Consider the following 22,268-nt stretch of genomic DNA (forward strand, 5'->3'; position numbering starts at 1 on the left):
CTTTCTAATATCTTTACAAAAAAAACTTAAACGATGATAAAAGCGGTTATTTTTGATATGGATGGTGTTATTATTGATAGTGAACCTATGCATAATAAAGCGTATCATGATATGTTTGATGAAGTAGGAATTGATGTTTCTGATGAATTCTATGAATCGTTTACTGGACAGTCTACTATTAATATTTGTAAGCGTTTATGTGATCATTTTAATCTAACTGAAACTCCAGAATCCTTAGTGGCACTAAAAAGGAAACATTACAAACGTTTTTTTGAAAGCAACTCAGATCTAACTTTAATTGACGGTGTTTTAGATTTAATAAAAGACTATCATAGTAACGGACTTACCTTAGTTTTAGCATCGTCTGCTGCTATGTCAAGTATAAATCAAATTTTTGAACGCTTTGATTTAGACCAATATTTTATTGATAAACTAAGTGGAGGCGATTTAAAAGCTTCTAAACCTCATCCCGAAATTTTTATTAAAGCTGCCAAAGCTTCTGGTTTTAATAATAATGAATGTATTGTTATTGAAGACTCTACCAACGGTATTAAAGCAGCAAAAGCTGCTCATATTTTTTGTGTAGGTTTTGATAGTTTTCATTCGAAAAATCAAGATTATAGTAAGGCAGATCTAGTGATTAATGATTTTAAAGACATTGAATTCAGCAAAATAAATGCTTTAATTCATTCAAACTAATCATCATTATTTTGCGACTTCGCTTTTTGAATGATAGCCTTTAAACGCTCCTTTCTTAATGCTTCCTCAGCTTTCTTTTTATTTTTCTTCTGAGTCATTAACCTTGCATGCTTCGCCTTGTTTTTCGTATTTTTACCGCGACCTGTTTTTGCCATAGTTTTTTAGAGGGGTTCTCTATTTCCTTTACTTTAAATATTTAAAAACTTTTAGCTTATTTAAAATTTTTACTATAACCTCATTCATAATTGCTGTTAATAGCAACTACTTCTTATAATATTTAGCATATCCTCTATAAGCAAAGCCTGCTAAAACAAAGATTATAACACAAGCAATTGCAATAAATTTCACGCTCACAATTTGGTCACCACTAGCATAACTATGTAAACCAGCCAAGTAGAAATTAACTCCAAAATACGTCATCAAAATACTAGCGAATGCCACGATGGACATTAAGCTAAAAAACCAACGTCCGCGAAGTCCAGGAATTAAACGCATGTGTATAACAAAGGCATAAATCATAATACTAATTAGTGCCCATGTTTCTTTTGGATCCCAACCCCAGTAACGTCCCCAACTCTCATTGGCCCACATACCGCCTAAAAAGTTACCGATGGTAAGCATAACCAAACCAACAGTTAAAGCCATTTCATTTATAATGGTAAGCTCTTTAATATTGAGCAACATTTTTTCTTTGTTCTCTTTAGTTGTGAAAATCATCAATAATAGTGATACCACACCTAATATCATTCCTAAAGTAAATGGTCCGTAACTCGCTACAATAACCGCTACATGTATCATAAGCCAATAGCTATTTAATACGGGCTGTAAATTTGCAATAGCTGGATCCATCCAATTCCAATGGGCTATCATTAAAATCATGGAAGTTACAAATGCTGAGGCAGCAATTGTTAAATCGGAAGATTTCCTATTAAACACCCCTATTATTGGAACTATTATTCTACTCAAAGTAGAAGTTGCACCTTCAGGTGATATTTTTTCCTGTTTTTTACTTAATCCAGTTATAAATCCAAACAACATCGTTGACCAAGCTACATAAATCATAGATTCATAGGCATCACTCCATGGGGCATGCCCCGATATATACCATCTCACTATCAATCCTCCTGTATGTAAAATAAACAAGCCAAGAATAATCCATTTAAAAACAGTTACGGTAACATTTAGTGTGTCGTTTTTATCTTTAAAAATTTGAATAATTAGTAATATAAAAAATAAACTTCCTGCGTATAGATACCAACTAAATAGCTTCTTAAAAATATCATATCTATTATATAAAACCTCTGTATGCACTTTATCATCGCTAAGCATAACCTCAGCACCATATTGATGTTGTGTCTTTTTGAACGCTTTTAATAGCTTGGATGCTTCTGAGAAATCGTTTGTTTGTTTTGCCTGGTTTAATGTATATAAATACACGCCAAATCCATTTTTTATAAAATTCCCGTATAGCGAATCTTTTATTTTAAAATTACCATGTCTGTAATCATAAGTAGAAATCCATTTGTTATTTTCATCATCAGGAATCGGAAATATTTTTAAAGACATCCCTTCTACGGTATTATATAATAACGAAACGCGTTGATTGGCTTCTATAAATTCCTTTTGAAATCCATTAGGGACTTGCGCTTTATACGCTTCATCTAAATAAGGCTCCAGTTTATAATCACCATACTCTGTAAAAAAGTCTGCCAAAGTCGCATATTTAGCATCTTTAGAAACGCCTATCATTTTTCGAATTGAATCTGCTTTCTTATATTTCAAATAAATGATAGGTACATTGTACCAAAGTGTCGGGCTTTCCTGAATGGATAAGAACACTTGATTTGCATCAAAATCTTCGTATGTATCATTTTTACTTAACTTACGAAGCATCTCGGATGCATAGGTATTAACAGGCATCATACGTCCACTAAGGTCTTGAATCACCAAATGTCCAAATTCATCCGCATGTGCTTTGGGTACTATATTTGCTGTTAGTATAGAATCGATTTGAGATTTGGTTGGTTTGGAATGACCGTGACCATCATTTGCAGAATGTTCTTGTGAAAACATATTCAAACCGAAACATAATAACAATACGGTAAGTAATTTGGCTTTTTTAGATTTCACTTTATTTAGTTGATTTTTTAAATCTCCAAATCTTGAATGTTTGCTAAATAAAATAGCCATCATCCCAAAATAGAGCATGAAATAACCAATATAGGTTATTAAAGAGCCCCAATAATCATGGTTTACAGAAAGAATGGTTCCTTTCTCATCGGGATCAAATCCAGATTGGAAGAAACGATATCCACCATGATCTAAGATGTTATTCATGAAAATTTTATAATCGAAATCTCCTTCTTTTTCATCTAAAACTGTTACTTGACTAGAATACGCAGAATATCCTTTTTCTGTCCCTGGATAGCGTTCTGCCTCAAAATCATTTAATTTTATATTAAAAGGCAACTCTAATACTTTAGATCCATATTTTAATGCGAATTCTAAGCCACCTATTTCAACTTCTTTGTAATTACCATTAATACCTTTACCTCCCAGTAATCCAACACGTTTTGTTTCTCCATTAGCAGTGACTTTAAATACCGCTCCATCTGCATCATTCTTTAAAAATTGTGCTTTCTTAACAACATCAAAAACGCCTTTAACAACTGGTTTTGGAAATACCATTTGCATGTTACCTATAATATAACGTGAACGTAATATCAATGGCTGTAAACTATCTTTTACTAATTTACCTTGTGCTCTGGTAGCCATAGTCATGTACTCTCCTTCAAAAGGAGATTGAATGGTAAGCCCGTCTTTATTGTAAGTAATATTGATGGCTCCAGTTGTAGGTTTATTTAATGCGAATAAAATATTATGTATGCTCTGTACTTCTCCTAGCTTTAAAAAATGATTGTGTGGTCCGCTTCCACCTGCTTCAACTATTTTTAAATATGACTCTCCATTTTCATTTGGTACAATATCTTCCTCTGCTCCAAGTATAAACTTTTCTAATTCAATGGTAACGGGTTGTTTATTATAATCGGTTTCAATTTTAAAATCGTTTTCCAACCGTCCAGAAAAATCAACCTTACTTTCTAAATAACGTTGTTGTAACTGTCCGTTAATTTTATAATCACCAACAATTTGTCCTATTACATAAGTATCACTAGATAAGAATGTGTTTTCTGTAGCGCCTTCTCGAATAGCCATCATACCTTCAAAACCCGCATATCTTGTAATGAAAGCTCCTAAAAAAATGAAAATAAAAGCTAAATGCAACGTTAAAGTCGCCCATTTTTCTTTTTTATACAATCGGAATCTAAAAATATTACCTGTAAAATTTATTACAAAAAATACCATAATGGCTTCAAACCACCAGGTATTGTAAATTAAATTTCTAGTATATGGCGTTGGTGACATTTCTTGTCCTACATCTAAAAATGTTCCTGTTGCCATAGCCGCTGCAAAGGCAATAAATAAAAAAGCAGTAAGACGTGTAGAGAATAGGATATTGGCGAGTTTATTTTGCATAATTCGACCCCGTTTTTAAGGTTGTGCAAATTTACGGATTTATACTAATTAAACCTTATATGTATTGCCACGAATTTCACTAATATTATGTTAATTAAATGGAAGCATATAATGGGTTCTGTTTTTTAGGTAATATTATAATGAATTCTGTAACAACTGTATAGTATATGATTATCGAAGCTGTTCTACTCAAACATCTTATTTATAATTGTAAAGACGCGAAGACGCAAAGTTAAATGGCTTCTCTTATTACCATTAACTAAATAGTTTCCATAACAACCAACTTATGTTTACTGAATATTGTATATTGGTACGCGCAAAGACGCTAAGGCGCAAAGCTAAATTAATTACTAAATTAAATTACCTCAATATTTATCAAAATAACTAACTGGAGACTGTCTACTATTTACTGAGCACTGTTTACTGAATACTGTTTACTGAATACCGTTTACTAAATTCATCTTGCTTCAAATATTTTTAAATATAAAAACGTACTCATTTTTCTAGCTCTTCTTTTTGCATTATCAGCGTAGTTACCTTCAAAAAGCTCGTCGACAGTTTCAAACCATAAATTCATCCATAGTCCAAAATGTAATTCTGAAATGCTATGGTTACTTTCTTTATCAACTTTAATATGAGCTTCTAACGGATTCCCTAAATACTTTTGTTCTAGTTTACGTGTCATAAAAAGGCTCGATTCCCAAAACGTTGTTAAGCGTTCTAAATGTGTATCCCAATCTTTAATAACATTATTAAAAAAGGGCGCTAATACAGTATCCTTTCTTACTTTATTATAAAATGATGATACTAATAAAAACACATCGTCTCTGGTTTTAATATCTTGTTTAGCCATAGGATACAAATTTAAACTTTTTATTCTCTCATTAAGCCGCAAGGTCGCAAAGAATTGAAGATAAAAAAATCAATGACAAGGAATAGTCAATAGGTTATAAATAATTTAATTTTTACTAAAATATGTGATTAAAAATACTACTAAAAACCTTTAAATTAAAAAATCGTAATTCATAATTAATAATTCGTAATTCGTTAGTATTTTAGCGATATGATTTCAGTAGTAATTCTCGGTTCAGGCAATGTTGCAACTCATTTATTTAAGGCTTTTAATAAAGCTGAAAATGTTGTTATAAATCAATGGTATAGTAGAAATATAAGCACCATAACTTCTTACAACAAAGAGGTTGAAATTATTGATGATTTGTCATTAATTAAAGATGCCGATGTTTATATTTTAGCAATAAGCGATGATGCTATTTCTGAGCTTTCGACCCAACTTCCATTTGAAGATAAATTAGTACTGCATACTTCTGGAAGTGTTAGTGTTTACGACATAGATAAAAAACATAAGCGTGGGGTGTTCTATCCGCTTCAAACGTTTAGTAAAGAGGCTGAAATAGATTTTGCTAATGTGCCAATTTGCATTGAAACTATCGATAAAAAATGTGCTCCTATTATAAAGGATTTAGCTTTATCCATTGGTAGTCCTACAAAAAGAGTCAATAGCGACCAGCGTAAAGTATTGCATTTAGCTGCTGTTTTTGTGAATAATTTCACTAATCAACTTTATAGAATTGGACACGAGATAACAGAAAGCCAAGGTGCTGAATTCGACCTTTTAAAACCTCTTATTCTGGAAACGGCTAAAAAAGTACAAGATTTATCTCCTTATAAAGCACAAACAGGGCCTGCAAAACGTCATGATAAGAAAACAATACGCAAGCATTTAAAGCTTTTAGAAGATCAACACCACAAAGATATTTACCAACTACTAACCACCTCTATAAAACATACGCATGGAAGAAAAAAGCTATAAAGAATACTTAGAACACATCACAACTTTTATATTTGATGTAGATGGTGTTTTAACGGATGGTACTGTAACAGTAACGTCTTCTGGTGATATGCTACGAAATATGAACATTAAAGATGGGTATGCCTTAAAAACGGCCGTTGATATGGGGTATCATGTTTGCATTATTTCTGGAGGGTCTAACGAAGGGGTTCGCATCCGTTTACAAGGGTTGGGTATTTCTAATATCTATTTAGGTGCGCATAATAAAATTGAACAGTTAGATGAATACCTTAACACAAACGGTATTAAATCTGAAAACGTGCTTTATATGGGGGATGATATTCCTGATTTCCCTGTTATGAAACGTCTTGGCTTACCTTGCTGTCCTCAAGATGCTGTTCCTGAAATAAAGAATATATCTAAATATATTTCTCATAAAAAAGGTGGTAAGGGTGCCGCTCGTGATGTTATTGAACAGGTACTGAAAGTACAGGAGAAATGGCATGGTAATTTTGTGGCTAAGTATGATTAAATTCTGTTTGCAGTATTTAGAAATTAGTAACTCGTTTATTTGTAATTTTAATCTATAATATGTGGTTATTGGTTACCAAAGGCTTGGAGACGCTAAGTTGTTAGGAATAAAAATACATTATATTGTTGTATTGATTTAGGCAAGGAATGATATTGGGTTAAGTAAATAATATCATATTTGTGGTAATCTTTTTTATTTTAGTTAAATATTGAATTTTTGAAGCTATATGGTTGTTGGCTCGCAAAGGTGCGGAGACGCTAAGTTGTTAGGAATGAAAACGCATTATATTGTTGTATTGATTTAGAAAAGGAATGGTATTGGGTTAAGTAAATGATATCATATTTGTGGTAATCTTTTTTATTTTAGTTAAATATTGAATTTTTGAAGCTATATGGTTGTTGGCTCGCAAAGGTGCGGAGACGCTAAGTTGTTAGGAATAAAAACGCATTATATTGTTGTATTGATTTAGGAAAGGAATGGTATTGGGTTAAGTAAATAATATCATATTTGTGGTAATCTTTTTTATTTTAGTTAAATATTGAATTTTTGAAGCTATGTGGTTATTGGCTCGCTAAGACGCGGAGACGCTAAGTTGTTAGGAATAAAAACGCATTATGTTGTATTGATTTAGACAAGGAATGGTATTGGGTTAAGTAAATGATATCATATTTGTGGTAATAGTTTTTAATTTCGGCTAAATATTGAATTTTTGAACTATATATAATTGTTTGCTCGCTAAGACGCGGAGACGCTAAGTTTTTAGGAATAAAAGTGTATTATATTGGGACATATTGTTGTATTTATTTAGACAAGGAATGGTATTGGGTTAAGTAAATAATATCATATTCGTGTATTCGTGGCAAATCTTTTAATTATTCATTTTAATTTTAAATAAACATTGGACTTCTTAAACCTCATCCGCTGGAAAAATTTACTTATGATTGCTCTTGTGCAATTACTTATTAAGTATGCTTTTTTAGAGCCTTTTGGGGCTCAAATAAGTTTAACGTCTTTAGGTATTACGCTTTTAATACTCGCTACTGTTTCTATTGCTGCTGCTGGAAATATTATTAATGACATATATGATGTTGAAACCGATTTTGTGAACAAACCAAATAGGGTCATTATAGGTAAATCCATTTCAGAAAAAATGGCTTATAATTTATTTATTGCTTTTAATATTATTGGTGTTGGTCTTGGCTTCTATTTATCTCATAGGGTTGGAAAAAGCCCTTTCTTTTCCCTTTTTGTTATTATTTCTGCATTACTTTATGTCTATGCAACGTATTTAAAACGAACGCTTTTAATAGGAAATATCATTATTTCTGTATTAGTAGCCCTTAGTATTATTATTGTTGGTGTATTTGAATTACTTCCTTCTACTACACCTCAAAATCAGCCATTTCAATTAGCTTTTTTTAAGATTATTTTCAATTATGCCATATTTGCTTTTATCATCAATTTATTACGAGAAATAGCCAAAGACATTGAAGATATTGATGGTGATCATAAAGCAGGTATGAATACCTTACCTATTGTAATTGGCAGAGAGCGTGCTAGTAAAGTATTATTCGTTTTATCTCTGGTACCGCTTTTTGTTATTACTTTATATACAATTGAATCTCTGTATAAAAATCAAATAGCTGTTATTTACTTTTTACTATTGGTAATTGGTCCTTTATTCTATATAAGCATTAAAGCTTTTAGTGCTAAAACAAAAAAAGATTATCACCATATTAGTAACATCCTCAAATTAGTAATGCTTTTCGGAATGCTTTCCTTACTTTTATACAAGTATATTATTCTAAATTATGCTTAACAAAAGACTAAAAAACCACCATATCATTTTAGCTTCTGGTTCTCCCAGAAGACAAGAGTTTTTCAAAAATTTAGGTTTAGATTTCGAAATCATTTTAAAACCCGTAAAAGAAGAATATCCGCCACGTTTAATCCATTTTGAAATTAGTAACTATCTGGCTCAATTAAAAGCACTTCCTTTTAAAAAGGAATTAAAGGACAATGAGATTCTTATTACCAGTGATACTATTGTTTGGCACAATAATGAGGCTTTAGGAAAACCTAGAGACAAAGATGAAGCTTTCGCTATTTTAAAATCTTTAAGTAATACGACTCACGAAGTCATTACATCGGTTTGCTTTACTACTAAAACTTTTGAAAAAACATTACACGCTATTACCAAGGTAACTTTCAAAGCTCTTAGCGATGATGAAATCGAATACTACATAAACACCTGCAAACCTTATGATAAAGCAGGTGCTTATGGTATTCAAGAATGGATAGGTCAAATAGCCGTGACCAAGTTAGAAGGTTCTTATTTTAATGTTATGGGTCTACCCACTCATCTTGTTTACAAAACGTTAAATGATATTGTTGACGCATCTTAAGTTTGTAACTTTATATCTTAATTAGTTAAGATGAAAAAAATTATTAAAGCTGAAATCATTTTTTGGAGCACCATAGGTCTATTAACATTAGTTACATCTTGCAAAAAAGAGACTAAGACTCCAGAATTAGCGCATAATACGGGAACTCATTCTATAATAAGTCAACCTTTTGAAGTAAAAGAGCCTTCACAAGAGTTTAAAAATTACTGGTATGCAGGTGAAGCAGAAATAACGTCGTATAAATTAGAGCAAGCACGCTATGGTGAAATAAGAAACGGAAAGGCTGTTTTAATATATGTAACAGAAGATTTCTTACCAAAGGTTCAAGTAAAGGCAGATAAACAAAACGCAAATAATATTCCTGTTTTAAAACTAAATGCCACCAAAAAATTCAATACAGGTATCTATCCATATTCTATAATGCAAAGTACCTTCTATCCTGTTTCTAATGATAAGCATGCTATAAAAATATCCAGTTCTATGCAAGAATGGTGCGGACATGTATACGCTCAACTTAATAATAAAAAGCAATTTGAAATCATGTCACATTCCTATTTCGAAGGAGAAGCAGATAAACATTTTAATATAGATAAAGCTATCTTAGAAAATGAATTATGGACACAATTACGTATCGATCCTAAATCACTTCCTACTGGAGATCTGGAAATAATACCTTCTTTTGAATATACTCGATTAAAACATGTGCCTTTAAAAGCTTATAAAGCACTAGCTAGCATAAAAGAAAACATTTATTCAATTTCTTATCCAGAACTTAACAGAACCTTATCAATCACTTTCAATCCAGATTTCCCTCATGATATTTTAAGTTGGGAAGAAAGTTTTAAAAGTGGTTTTGGAGCAAATGCTAAGGTTTTAAAAACTAAAGCAACCAAGTTAAAAACAATCAAATCTGCTTACTGGAGTAAAAAGAATAATAAGGATGACATTTTAAGAGATACTCTCCAATTAAATTAAAAAAATACGTTTAGTAACGTATCTTTGTCATATATTCTAACTGACAAATCATGTTTTTTGAAACTTACCAAAACGAATTAAAAATAACGGGGATTATTCTTATTTCATTACTAATCATAAGATTCATTACCAATTTCACTATAACAAAAGTTGCCAGAAGAAATGGTATAAACGAAGCCAGAATTCGTCTTATGCGTAGGTACATAACTGTGACCTTATTTTTAATTGTTATACTTATTGAAGCCTTTGTTTTTGGTGCACAATTTAAGGATCTTGCCGTCATTTTTTCTTCAATTTTTGCAATATTGGGTATTGCTTTATTTGCTATTTGGTCAATTCTCAGCAATGTTACATCTGGTATTATCATGTTTTTTAATTTCCCTTATAAAGTAGGCGATAAAATAGAAATTCATGATAAAGATTTCCCTATTAAAGCCATCATTGAAGACATTAGAGCGTTTCAATTACACTTAAGAATTGATAATGGTGATTTAGTAACCTACCCTAATAATTTAATGCTTCAAAAAGCGGTAACTCTAGTTGAAAAAGATGCTATAGATGAAGGTATTGATGCTATTTAAATATTTAATAGATTTTATTCCAAATGGCAAAAAATAGAAGTAATAATTACAAGAAAAAAGTGGTTACAATTTAATTAACACCTTCATAAATTACTGATTTTAAACTTATAAACGACTTCTAATCACCACCACTCTACAACCAACAACATTGTAACGTTAAAGAAACATTAAAAGGAACTCAATGCGCTTGTAACTTTGTTATATTTGACCTTTAGCTAACAACTCTATCATGCAAAAACTTATACTTTATCTACTTATAACAGTATTCTCTTTTTCAATTTCAACAGCACAAAAACCTAAAACAGCTGCATCCACAAAAATATACGAATCCATTCAAAAACTTAATTTTTTAGGCTCTGTTTTATATATTGCTGCACATCCCGATGATGAAAACACCCGTTTAATATCTTATATGTCTAATCATGTGAAAGCAAGAACTGCTTATTTATCACTTACACGAGGTGACGGCGGACAAAACCTTATAGGTACCGAAATTAGAGAGTTATTAGGTGTTATAAGAACTCAAGAATTATTAGCTGCTAGACGCATTGATGGTGGTGAGCAGCTTTTTACCAGAGCTAACGATTTTGGCTACTCAAAACACCCAGACGAAACACTTGATATTTGGGATAAAGAAACTGTTTTAAGCGATGTGGTTTTGGCTATTAGAAAATTCAAACCAGACATCATAATTAATCGCTTCGATCACAGAACACCAGGTTCCACACATGGACATCATACAAGTTCTGCTATGTTAAGTTTTGAAGCTTTTGATATTGCTAACGACGAAACAAAGTTCCCTTCACAATTAAAAAACACGAGTCTTTGGCAGCCAAAACGTTTATTTTTTAATACAGGCTGGTGGTTTTATGGCAGTAGAGAAAACTTTGAAAAAGCAGATAAAAGCAACATGATAAATTTCGATATTGGTGTATACTACCCTTTAAAAGGATTGTCCAATAACGAAGTAGCATCTCTGGCTAGTAGTCAGCATTTATGTCAAGGTTTTGGCCGTTTATCACAACGTGGTTCTCAAAATGAATATATAGAATTCTTAAAAGGTGATGCATTAGTTAATAATGATAATGTGTTTTCTGGTATTGACACCTCTTGGAATCGTATTGAAGGAGGAAAAGCTATCGGAGACATTTTGTCTGCTGTTGAAAACAATTTTAACTTTAAAAATCCTTCAGAGCATATTTCGCAACTTGTTGAAGCTTATCAGTTACTTCAAAACATTCATGATGAACAATGGAAAACACAAAAAACAAAGGAATTAAAAGCTATTATTGAAATGTGTGCTGGTTTATATCTGGAAGCCTCTGCTCAAACTAATTGGGCAACACAAAACGAATCCATCAATTTAGATATTGAAGTACTAAATAGAAGTAATACATCCATTTCTTTAGTAAGCCTCAGTAATATTGGAGATTTAAACATTTCAAAAAACATACTTTTAGAAAACAATGTAAAATTCACATTTAAAGAAGTTCTTAAAATCAATAATACATCACCAACAACTCCGTATTGGCTTACCGAAAAAGGATCTTTAGGTATGTATAAAGCTGATGAAAAACATATTGGCTTACCAGAAACCCCTAGAGTATTTAGTGTTGATTTCAATTTGCTTATCAATAATGTTCCCATAACGTTTACTAAGCATATTATTCAACGGTTTTCTAAACCAGATAAAGGCGAATTATATCGTCCGTTTGAAGTCATTCCAGAAGCTTCGGCAAAAATAGCAGAAAAGGTATTCATTTTCGAAAATGATAAACAACGAGATATTACTGTCATAGTAAAAGCTGGGCGTGATAATTTAGAAGGTCATGTAGAATTATGTCATCCAAAAGATTGGAGCATATATCCAGAAAAACAAAAAGTAAACATTACACATAAGGGAGAAGAACAATCTGTTGTTTTTACTGTAATCCCTCCCAAAAAACAAAGTGAAGGCTCTATAAGCCCTATAGTTCATATTAATGACAAAGATTACACAAAGGAACTAATAGAAATTGATTATGAGCATATTCCTTTTCAAACCGTTTTACTTCCCAGCGAAAGCAAGGTTGTACGTTTAGACATTAAAAAGAAAGGCGAAAACATTGCTTATATCGCTGGTGCAGGGGATGTTGTTCCTGAAAGTTTAAAACAAATTGGTTATAATGTATTAACTATTAACCCTGAAAATATTACTCCCGAAACACTTAATCGTTTTGATGCCGTAGTTGTTGGTATAAGAGCTTATAATACCGTAGAAGCGCTACAGTTTAAACAACAAATATTATTTGATTTTGTAGCAGAAGGTGGCAACATGATTGTACAATACAATACAAATCGTAGAATCAAAGTAGATGAATTGGCTCCTTATCATTTAAAATTATCCAGAGATCGTGTTACTGATGAAAATGCTGAAGTTCGTTTTTTAAACCCTAAACATGAGCTACTAAATTACCCGAATAAAATTACGCAACAAGACTTTAAAGGTTGGACACAAGAACGAGGTTTGTATTTTCCTAATGAATGGTCAAAAGAATTCACTCCTATTCTATCCATGAATGATAAAAATGAGACTCCAAAAGGCGGTAGTTTGTTAGTTGCCAAACACGGAAAAGGTTATTATATCTATACAGGATTAAGCTTTTTTAGAGAGTTCCCTGGAGGAGTTTCTGGCGCTTACCGCTTATTTGCTAATATGCTTTCTATTGGAAAAGAAGATTTAAAACAAAAAACGAAACTAAACAATTAATCATGACGGAAGAAAAACAACCAAAACAACCTTGGCTTAAGCTTTATTCTATTGTATTAATTGCTAATGCCATATACTTTATAATCTTTTACTTAATCACACAATCCCTTTAATTATGCAAACTTTAAATTGGATTGATTGGGTAGTCCTTGGAATAACACTAACCACTATTGTTGCCTATGGTACTTGGCAAACAAAAGGTAGTAAAAATGTTCAAGACTATTTAAAAGGTGGAAATTCATCAAAATGGTGGACTATCGGTCTATCGGTTATGGCAACTCAAGCCAGTGCTATAACATTTTTATCTACGCCAGGGCAAGCGTTTAACGATGGCATGGGCTTTGTACAATTTTATTTTGGCATCCCCATTGCTATGGTTGTTATATGCATGGTTTTTATTCCACTTTATCATCGTTTAAAAGTATACACAGCTTACGAGTTTTTAGAAAATAGATTTGATTTAAAAACCAGAACATTGGCTGCCATATTATTTTTAATTCAGCGAGGATTAGCAGCAGGTATTACCATTTTTGCTCCTGCAATAATATTATCGGTTGTTTTAGGTTGGGATTTATTAACACTTAATATTATTATTGGTGTTTTAGTTATTATCTATACGGTTTCTGGAGGGACACGTGCCGTTAACGTAACCCAAAAACACCAAATGGTAGTTATTTTTATAGGCATGTTAGTGGCATTCTTTTTAATTGTTAGTAAACTTCCCCCAGATATTACATTTAGTAAAGCTTTAGATATTGCTGGTGCCAGTGGTAAAATGGAAGTTTTAGATTTCTCTTTCAATTTAAACAACCGCTACACGTTTTGGAGCGGTATTATAGGTGGTACATTTTTAATGCTTTCCTATTTTGGTACAGACCAAAGTCAAGTACAACGTTATTTATCTGGAAAGTCTGTTAAAGAAATGCAATTAGGTTTAATTTTTAATGGTATATTAAAAGTCCCTATGCAATTCTTTATTTTGCTTGTAGGTGTTATGGTATTCGTTTTTTATCAATTTAATGAAGCGCCTGTTAATTTTAACCCCACAGCAACCGAAGTTGTTTTAAATTCTCAATATGCCGACGAATTTAAATCACTTCTAAAGGAGCAAAAGCAGGTTTTTAACGACAAGCAAACACTTATAAAATCATTTATAGATTCAGATAACCCAAATGCTTCAAAATATATTGCTATAGCAAATGAAGCAAATGATGCTATTAGAAACGAAGCCAAGACGCTTATCGATAAGGCAGCAGAAGAACAAAGTATAAAGGTAGAAAGCAATGATAAGGATTATGTTTTTATTCATTTTATATTAAACAATTTACCTCGGGGGCTTATTGGATTATTATTGGCCGTTATTTTAAGCGCAGCTATGTCTAGTACATCTAGCGAATTAAATGCTTTAGGCTCTACAACAACCATAGATTTATACAAACGAAACACTAGCGAAAAGACCGAAGAAGAAATGGTTAAAGCATCAAGGTGGTTTACTTTTGCCTGGGGCATTATAGCCATTTGTGTAGCTTGCATTGCTAATCTTGCTGAAAATTTAATCCAATTAGTTAATATAATAGGCTCTATTTTTTATGGTAATGTATTAGGGATATTTCTTTTAGCGTTCTTTTTTAAATTCGTAAAAGGAAATGCCGTTTTTGTAGGCGCATTAATCACGCAAGTTTTAGTTATTACCTTATATCTTTTAGATTTAAACGATATCATTAATCTACCATTTTTATGGTTAAACTTTGTTGGCTGCGCCATAGTTATTACTATTGCATGTATTCTACAAATATTTAATAAAAATGACAAAACAATCACAGCATAAAACCATAAACTGGGGGATTATAGGCTTAGGCAATATCGCCAATAAATTTGCACAAGATTTATTAACTATTGAAGATGCCCAACTATATGCAGTAGCTTCAAGATCGCAAGAAAAAGCAGATGCTTTTGCTACAAAATATAACGCAATTAAATCTTATAATAGTTATGAAGCATTAGTAAACGATCCAAATATTGATGCTGTTTATATAGCAACACCACATGCATTACACAAAGAAAACACACTGCTTTGTTTAGAAAAAGGTATTCCTGTATTATGTGAAAAGCCTTTTGCTATGAACGCCGAAGAAGTCAGTATAATGATTTCTAAAGCTAAAGAGAAAAATGTGCTTCTTATGGAAGCGCTTTGGACTAATTTTCTTCCTCATTATCAATATGTTTTAAATGAATTAAACAATAAAACCTATGGCAATATTTTAAAGCTTGAGGCAGATTTTGGATTTTATCGTGAATTTGATGAGTCTTCCAGGCTTTTTAGAAAGTCTTTAGGCGGTGGAAGTTTATTAGATATAGGAATCTATCCTATTTTTGCTGCCCTATCTACTCTAGGTATACCACAAGACATAAAGGCAGATGCTACTTTTTTTGAAAATGGAGCAGATTCGTCATGCAATATGGTTTTTAAGTACGATAATAACATAACGGCGAATTTAAAAAGTACGCTTTTAGAAAAAACACCTACTGAAGCTGTTTTCCACTGTGAAAAGGGAATTATTAAAATTAATAGTGGCTTTTTTATGCCTACAACCGTTTCAATCATTTCTAATGATAAAGAAGAAACCATCGATTTTAATTACAAGACTATTGGCTATAACTACGAAATTCTTCATTTTAATAACCTCTTACGAGAAGAAAAAGTTGAAAGCGATGTTGTTACATTTCAGTTTAGCAAACAACTTATAAAGCTTCTGGATGACGTAAGAGCATCCATTAAACTAGAATATTAATAACAAGAAAGCGCAACTTTAAAAAGTTGCGCTTTCTTTATATTCTAATGTGGTTCAAATATATCTATGATACCCAAACTTACATCGCTCCCCATTCTTTAAGAGACTCTTTATTCATTTTTACATAATCGGCATTTCCAGCTTTTTCAGCACCAGCCAAAGATTTTTTAGCAGCAGCAATAGCACCTTTCTTATCTCCTGCCTTTGCGTGAATTAAAGACTGTTGTCTTAACATCCAAAAACGTGGCTTATCTTTAGTCATGTCAATTGCTTTGTCAATCCATACTTTTGCCTCATTAATATCTTTACCTTCTTGCAAATAATAAACAGCTGCAGAGTAATAATCACCAGAACCAGGCTCAGCCCCACTCATTACATCCTTTATACTAGCCATAACTGCTTCGTCTGTAGGTACTTCAAATTTAACACCAACATAAACATCTTCCCACATCATACCTAAAGAAGCGCCATTATTACTTAGATCGTCAAATGATATAGTAAACGTTTCAATCTTCATAGGCAGCTTATAAACTTTTACATTTGTTTTAGCTGCTACATGCTTAGCGTCCAAATCTTTTGGTGTTCCAGACTCTTTTCCGTCTCCATAAAAAATAACGTCCCAAGACTCAGCATTAGGAATCGTAAAAATAGAATACGATCCAGCTTTAAGAGCTTGTCCATCTATAGTCACATCTGTACTAAAAGTAATTTTTGTTCTTGCATTGGCTCCTGTTCTCCAAAGCTTTCCATAAGGCACTAAATCACTAAAAATAGTACGTCCTCGCATGTTTGGTCGGGAGTACTCTAAAGCAACATCTGTTAAACCTACTTTTTGTTCCAATTTACCAAACGGACTAGGTTGAGGGGTTTTAACTTGTGCGCTTACATTTAAAGAAAAAGTAAACACCAAGGCAATTAATAATAGATTTTTCATTTTTTATTAAGTTTAATTATGAGTTAGAAATAATAACCATAAAATTACGCATCCAAAATCCTTTTATTGTTAACAAAAACTTAAAATAAGAGATTGTATATTTACGCGATATTAAATAATTATAACATGACTCGGAAACAGGTTTCTCACTTATATCTTTTAGAAATAACGAATAACAAAACGAACCTATAAAATAAGAGGCACATAATCTCTAATAAAAAAATAAACTTGATGAAAAAGTATTATGCAGAAATATTAGGAACATTTGCTATGGTGTTTTGTGGTTGCGGTGCTATGACGATAAACGAAATTACAAATGGGAGCATATCGCATGTCGGAGTAGCCGCTACATGGGGACTTATTGTCATGGCAATGATTTATGCCTTTGGAGAAATTTCTGGAGCACATTTTAACCCAGCCGTAACTATAGGCTTTGCTTTTGCTAAAAAATTTTCATGGAAAGAAGTACCAAAATATATACTTGCACAAGCCGTAGGTGCCATATTTGCTTGTTTTATCTTATGGTTTTTATTTCCAGAAAGTCAGTTCTTAGGAGAAACTACACCCGCAGAGGGTTTTGCTCCATTTAAAGCTGCTATCTTAGAATTTTTGCTCACTTTTTTCCTTATGGTAGTTATTATAAATGTTTCTACGGGGAGCAAAGAAATAGGTACTATGGCAGCTATTGCTGTTGGGGGTGTTATTCTTTTAGAGGCCATGTTTGCTGGCCCTATGACTAAAGCTTCCATGAATCCCATTCGTTCTATAGCTCCAGCCCTTTTTACAGGTCAATTTCAATATTTATGGTTATATATTACAGCACCAATCCTGGGTGCTATAACTGCCGTTTCTAGTTGTAAATTGGTTAAAGATAATAATTGCTGTTAAACATTTTTTTAAAACTTATAATATGCTGCTCCAATGAGATTATCATTTAAAGGCTAGATCATTATATAAAATTATTGAATAATCTATTGTTTTAGATACCTAAGACCTTAATCATAAAGAATCCTGATGGTAGTATCAATATTTCTGTTTAACTTACAAAAGAAATAAGTTAAACACTTTTGTATATTTGGTGCAAATACGAAGCTCAAGAGAGCTTTATTCGTTTTTAAAAGAAAGAAAACATTTTTGCAAAATGTTAGAAAAAAAAAGAAAATACGACCAATAGTATAATTTCTAGCCTTCATTAATCTAAATAATTGAAAAAGAGACAGAATAATTGAAATGAATGTGAAGGTGGAACAATATTTGATACCATTCAATTTCAAAATAATAATCATTGCTTTGCTTTATATAAAGACAGCAAATTAAAAGACATTATGTATACAGACTCCTTAAAAGCAAAAAAAAACGGACATGAATTAAATGGTTTCACCATAGATGATATTGGTGACGATCACTTATTTACAGGATTGGAAACACCAATGAAACCTGATGCTTTTAAATTAAATGATTCGGAGAAAAAAGAACGTATTGCCATTCTTTTTGAAGAAATCATGGACGTTATCGGCTTAGATCTTACAGACGATTCATTAAAAGGCACACCAAACCGTGTTGCCAAAATGTATATAGATGAAATATTTTCTGGTTTAAATCCTAAAAATAAACCAAAAGCAGCGTTGTTTGATAACAAATATCAATACAACCAAATGTTAGTAGAAAAAAACATTTCGTTTTACTCAAACTGCGAACACCATTTCGTTCCTATTATTGGTAAAGCTCATGTAGCGTATATAGCATCAGGAAAAGTTATTGGTTTATCAAAGTTAAACCGCTTTGTTCAATACTACGCAAAACGACCACAAGTACAAGAACGGTTAACAAATCAAATTGCAAACGAATTAAAAACCATTTTAGAGACAGAAGATGTTGCTGTTATTATTGATGCAAAACACTTATGTGTTTCATCAAGAGGCATTAAAGATGATACTGCTTCAACAGTTACTGCATATTATGGAGGACAGTTTAATACATCAGAAAAAATACAAGAATTACAAAATTATTTAAATAATTAAATTATGGATATTATAGATAAAGCCTTAGAATTTGAGCAAAGAAAAATGAGATCCTTATCAACTAGCGACCGTGTTAAAATATCGCGCGAAGCAAAAGCTTTGATACTAGAGCTTAATCAAATTTATAAGGAAAAGAAAGATGAAAAAATCATGGATATTATGAAGCGACTTACTGTTATTAAACGTAAAGTTGAAAAGCGATTAAAAGGCGCTCCACTTACAGCATAAATTATTAAAAGCATAAATCACGGCTATAATCATACCTGAATACTAAAATTTATTTAATTAATCCATATAAAAATCAAAAATATCACAGATTTTACTATATTGGCGAATTGTGGGAAAACATCATTTTTTTTTCCAAGTAAAATTAAATTAAAGATTAAGATTATGGGACTGATAGAGAAAGCAGTAGAATTTGAACAACGCAAACATACATTTAAAACTACTAGCGAACGTATTGAAGCATCAAGAGAGGTTAAAGACCTAATATTGAGTTTAAACGATATTTACAAAAAGGATAAAGACCAAGACATCATGGATTTAATGAAACGTCTTACTGCCGTGAAACAAAAAATTGAAAAACGCCTGAAAGGGAGGCCTTAAAAAACCTTAAAAGAGCACTATTATAGTAGTTGGAGGAAAAAAAGAAATTGGTAATACCATTTTAAAAAAACTTCTCCACTACTGTAAAGTAGTTAATATTAGTAACACTTCCCCAAACAAACACATGCGAATTTAACGCATTACGAATGTGATATTTTAAATGATAACTTGCCAGATATTAATATGGCTGTTAAACAATTCAAAAATATTTACCCGTTTTAAAAATAGGAAACACTCCTGCTATGGTTCTTTTTAGTTCAGTAGCTGCTAAATTAGGCATCCCCTTCCATAGATGGCATTGTTGCACAAATGGATTGTGGTATTGTAAGCTTTAAAATCTAACATATGAATCTGTTAAAAGCTTTTCTAGCAACACTATTTTCAAAAGGAAACAAACTGCAAAACACCGCAGCAATTTCTATTTACGATTTAACAATTAATGCGCTTAATGGAGACCCCATAAATTTATCTACCTATAAAGGAAATTATATATTATTTGTAAATGTAGCCTCAGAATGTGGATTTACTTCACAATATAAAGATTTGCAAAAGCTATATAACACACATAAAGAGAAACTTCAAATTATTAGTGTACCATGTAACCAATTTGGAAATCAAGAACCTGGAAATGCTAATGACATTAAAACCTTTTGCGAAGTTAATTATGGTGTGTCCTTTTTAATTACAGAAAAAGTTGATGTGAAAGGCAAAAATCAACATCCGATTTATGCATGGTTAACTCAAAAATCTAAAAATGGTAGAACGGATTCTAAAGTAAAATGGAATTTTCAAAAATATTTAGTGGATCCTAATGGTAATCTAATAGACTATTATTATTCTATAACCAATCCTTTAAGTCCAAAAATTACAAAACATCTAAAATAAAAACTATGTTCGGTCTATTTAAAAAGAAATCTGAAATAGAAAAACTTCAGGATAAATATAAATTGCTAATGAAAGAATGGCATGATTTATCTAATATCAATAGATCTCAAAGTGACAAGAAATATGCTGAAGCCGAAGTTATAGCAAAACAAATTGAAGTACTTAGCAAATGAAACTATTTAAGTATATTTTTGTGTTCTTATTAGAGACGCTATTTGGCAAATATTAATATATAGCACCCTTATAGTGTAGTCTTGATCTTTTAGAGTTAAATCGATTACCGATTCCCTTTTTCAATCTTAAATAAAAATTAATTGAGATGACAATTATATAGCTTATGCAAGAAAAAACAAATATATTTTGGTTTCGTCGTGACTTAAGACTGAATGATAATCATGCGTTGTTTGAGGCCTTAAAAGGACAACACAATGTTTTACCTATTTTTATATTTGATTCTGAGATATTAAGTAAGCTTCCTAAAAATGATGCGCGGGTGTCATTTATTTATAATACACTTCAAACGCTCAACACAAAACTTAAAAATGATATGAATCGTAGCATAGCTATATACTACGGGAGACCATTAAACATTTTTAAGCAATTGATTAAAGATTATAAAGTTGAATCGGTTTATACAAATCATGACTATGAGCCATACGCACGAACGAGAGATTCAGAAATCAAAACATTTTTAGATAGTCGTAATATTGAATTTAAGACTTTTAAGGATCAGGTTATTTTTGATAAAGATGATATTGTAAAAAGTGATGACACACCTTATCTGGTATATACGCCATATATGAAACGGTGGAAGGAAACTTTTAGAAAACTTGATTTTAAAAATTATAAATCTGAGGATTTGTTATCTAATCTAATTGAAGATACCTTGCTTCCTAATTTAAATCTATTAGATATTGGTTTCAGAGATTCAGATCAAATTATCAAACCTTATTCTGTAACGCCAAAACGGATACAAAACTACGAAGCTACTCGTAATTTCCCTGCTAAGGACAGCACTTCCAAACTAGGGCCTCATTTACGATTTGGAACTGTTAGTATTAGGAATATGGTAAAAAAAGCAGTTGCAGAAGACAACGAAATATTTTGGCAAGAGCTTATTTGGCGTGAATTTTTTATGCAAATACTCTGGCATTTTCCACACACCAATACAAAATGCTTTAAGCCAAAGTACGAACGCATTCTTTGGAAAAACAATGAAACTCAATTTAAAGCGTGGTGTGAAGGAAAAACAGGATATCCTCTAGTGGATGCAGGCATGCGAGAACTTAATGAAACAGGCTTTATGCACAATCGTGTACGTATGCTGGTTGGTAGTTTTTTATGCAAACATTTACTTATTGATTGGCGCTGGGGTGAAGCTTATTTTGCTGAAAAGTTACATGATTATGACATGGCTAGTAATATTGGTAATTGGCAATGGGTTGCAGGCTGTGGTGTAGATGCTGCTCCCTATTTTAGAATTTTTAACCCAACTAGTCAAATTCAAAAATTCGATAAAGACTTAGAATACATAAAAAAATGGGTTCCCGATTTTCAAGAACTCACTTACCCTACTCCCATTATAGATCATAAATTTGCTCGCGAACGTTGTTTAAAGGTTTATAAGGAAGCTCTTCAATAAAGCTATTCTCTTAAACTTCTTAATACAGTAATTCTATTATCTACAGATTATACCTATTATTATTTAAAATGAGCTATAAATAATTTGAATTATATTTTGT

General features: G+C 31.7%; 21 protein-coding genes. 17 read left to right on the forward strand and 4 right to left on the reverse strand.

All coding sequences use genetic code 11. The features are described 5' to 3' along the window. Positions 1 to 33: 33 nt before the first annotated feature. Positions 34 to 699 carry an HAD family hydrolase gene (locus tag Q4Q40_RS19860; RefSeq protein WP_303303761.1) on the forward strand — a complete coding sequence of 222 codons (666 nt, stop codon included), beginning with the start codon at positions 34 to 36 and terminating at the stop codon, positions 697 to 699. On the opposite strand, the gene Q4Q40_RS19865 is transcribed toward Q4Q40_RS19860, so the two are convergent. The 3 genes from Q4Q40_RS19865 to Q4Q40_RS19875 all read right to left on the reverse strand — a co-directional run bounded on the left by Q4Q40_RS19865 (position 696) and on the right by Q4Q40_RS19875 (position 5,089). Next, entirely contained in the window at positions 696 to 854 is a 159-nt protein-coding gene (locus Q4Q40_RS19865; RefSeq protein ID WP_303303762.1) for a hypothetical protein, read from the reverse strand. The genes Q4Q40_RS19860 and Q4Q40_RS19865 overlap by 4 nt on opposite strands. A 106-nt stretch (positions 855 to 960) precedes the next feature. Next, a complete protein-coding gene (locus Q4Q40_RS19870) occupies positions 961 to 4,236 on the reverse strand; it encodes a cytochrome c biogenesis protein CcsA (protein ID WP_303303763.1) in 3,276 nt (1,091 codons plus the stop codon). 457 nt (positions 4,237 to 4,693) lie between these two features. Then, positions 4,694 to 5,089 (reverse strand): group III truncated hemoglobin, encoded by a 396-nt coding sequence (locus Q4Q40_RS19875; protein ID WP_303303764.1) that lies wholly within the window; start codon positions 5,087 to 5,089, stop codon positions 4,694 to 4,696. A 210-nt stretch (positions 5,090 to 5,299) separates the two neighbouring features. Between Q4Q40_RS19875 and Q4Q40_RS19880 the strand changes: the two genes are divergently transcribed. The 9 genes from Q4Q40_RS19880 (at position 5,300) to Q4Q40_RS19920 (ending at position 16,080) form a co-directional block, all read left to right on the forward strand. Beyond that, entirely contained in the window at positions 5,300 to 6,067 is a 768-nt protein-coding gene (locus Q4Q40_RS19880) for a Rossmann-like and DUF2520 domain-containing protein (RefSeq protein ID WP_303303765.1), read from the forward strand. Continuing rightward, a complete protein-coding gene (locus Q4Q40_RS19885; protein ID WP_303303766.1) occupies positions 6,048 to 6,578 on the forward strand; it encodes a KdsC family phosphatase in 531 nt (176 codons plus the stop codon). Before Q4Q40_RS19880 ends, Q4Q40_RS19885 begins: the two co-directional genes overlap by 20 nt. Before the next feature lie 898 nt (positions 6,579 to 7,476). Beyond that, entirely contained in the window at positions 7,477 to 8,397 is a 921-nt protein-coding gene (locus tag Q4Q40_RS19890) for a geranylgeranylglycerol-phosphate geranylgeranyltransferase (RefSeq protein ID WP_303303767.1), read from the forward strand. After that, the gene (locus tag Q4Q40_RS19895; RefSeq protein ID WP_303303768.1) at positions 8,390 to 8,983 is read left to right on the forward strand and encodes a Maf-like protein; all 594 of its coding nucleotides are present in this window, start codon (positions 8,390 to 8,392) and stop codon (positions 8,981 to 8,983) included. Before Q4Q40_RS19890 ends, Q4Q40_RS19895 begins: the two co-directional genes overlap by 8 nt. A 30-nt stretch (positions 8,984 to 9,013) precedes the next feature. Continuing rightward, on the forward strand, positions 9,014 to 9,958 hold the full coding sequence (locus Q4Q40_RS19900; RefSeq protein ID WP_303303770.1) for a septum formation inhibitor Maf: 945 nt from the start codon (positions 9,014 to 9,016) through the stop codon (positions 9,956 to 9,958). 50 nt (positions 9,959 to 10,008) lie between these two features. Then, complete coding sequence (locus tag Q4Q40_RS19905; protein ID WP_303303771.1) at positions 10,009 to 10,539, forward strand: mechanosensitive ion channel domain-containing protein; 531 nt, start codon at positions 10,009 to 10,011, stop codon at positions 10,537 to 10,539. A gap of 229 nt (positions 10,540 to 10,768) precedes the next feature. Beyond that, positions 10,769 to 13,288: a PIG-L family deacetylase gene (locus Q4Q40_RS19910; RefSeq protein WP_303303772.1), complete on the forward strand. Its 2,520-nt coding sequence runs from the start codon at positions 10,769 to 10,771 to the stop codon at positions 13,286 to 13,288. A gap of 115 nt (positions 13,289 to 13,403) precedes the next feature. Continuing rightward, positions 13,404 to 15,116, forward strand: coding sequence for a sodium:solute symporter family protein (locus tag Q4Q40_RS19915; protein ID WP_303303773.1), 1,713 nt, complete (start codon positions 13,404 to 13,406; stop codon positions 15,114 to 15,116). Then, entirely contained in the window at positions 15,094 to 16,080 is a 987-nt protein-coding gene (locus Q4Q40_RS19920; protein ID WP_303303774.1) for a Gfo/Idh/MocA family protein, read from the forward strand. Before Q4Q40_RS19915 ends, Q4Q40_RS19920 begins: the two co-directional genes overlap by 23 nt. Before the next feature lie 79 nt (positions 16,081 to 16,159). Here the strand turns inward: Q4Q40_RS19920 and Q4Q40_RS19925 are convergent, their stop codons facing one another. Beyond that, entirely contained in the window at positions 16,160 to 17,014 is an 855-nt protein-coding gene (locus Q4Q40_RS19925; RefSeq protein ID WP_303303775.1) for a DUF2911 domain-containing protein, read from the reverse strand. A 228-nt stretch (positions 17,015 to 17,242) separates the two neighbouring features. On the opposite strand from Q4Q40_RS19925, the gene Q4Q40_RS19930 reads away from it, so the two are divergent. The 7 genes from Q4Q40_RS19930 (at position 17,243) to Q4Q40_RS19960 (ending at position 22,168) form a co-directional block, all read left to right on the forward strand. Then, positions 17,243 to 17,902: an MIP/aquaporin family protein gene (locus tag Q4Q40_RS19930; protein ID WP_425555783.1), complete on the forward strand. Its 660-nt coding sequence runs from the start codon at positions 17,243 to 17,245 to the stop codon at positions 17,900 to 17,902. A 437-nt stretch (positions 17,903 to 18,339) separates the two neighbouring features. Then, the gene (gene folE, locus Q4Q40_RS19935) at positions 18,340 to 19,035 is read left to right on the forward strand and encodes a GTP cyclohydrolase I FolE (RefSeq protein WP_303303776.1); all 696 of its coding nucleotides are present in this window, start codon (positions 18,340 to 18,342) and stop codon (positions 19,033 to 19,035) included. Between the two features lie 3 nt (positions 19,036 to 19,038). Further along, the gene (locus Q4Q40_RS19940) at positions 19,039 to 19,263 is read left to right on the forward strand and encodes a hypothetical protein (protein ID WP_303303777.1); all 225 of its coding nucleotides are present in this window, start codon (positions 19,039 to 19,041) and stop codon (positions 19,261 to 19,263) included. A 162-nt stretch (positions 19,264 to 19,425) separates the two neighbouring features. Further along, entirely contained in the window at positions 19,426 to 19,641 is a 216-nt protein-coding gene (locus Q4Q40_RS19945) for a hypothetical protein (protein WP_303303778.1), read from the forward strand. Positions 19,642 to 19,986: 345 nt separating this feature from the next. After that, positions 19,987 to 20,526: a glutathione peroxidase gene (locus Q4Q40_RS19950; protein WP_303303779.1), complete on the forward strand. Its 540-nt coding sequence runs from the start codon at positions 19,987 to 19,989 to the stop codon at positions 20,524 to 20,526. 5 nt (positions 20,527 to 20,531) lie between these two features. Then, entirely contained in the window at positions 20,532 to 20,699 is a 168-nt protein-coding gene (locus Q4Q40_RS19955) for a Lacal_2735 family protein (protein ID WP_303303780.1), read from the forward strand. Positions 20,700 to 20,863: 164 nt separating this feature from the next. After that, the gene (locus tag Q4Q40_RS19960) at positions 20,864 to 22,168 is read left to right on the forward strand and encodes a cryptochrome/photolyase family protein (protein WP_303303781.1); all 1,305 of its coding nucleotides are present in this window, start codon (positions 20,864 to 20,866) and stop codon (positions 22,166 to 22,168) included. The last annotated feature ends 100 nt before the right edge of the window (positions 22,169 to 22,268 follow it).

It is taken from the genome of Flavivirga jejuensis (assembly GCF_030540765.1).
GTDB lineage: Bacteria > Bacteroidota > Bacteroidia > Flavobacteriales > Flavobacteriaceae > Flavivirga > Flavivirga jejuensis.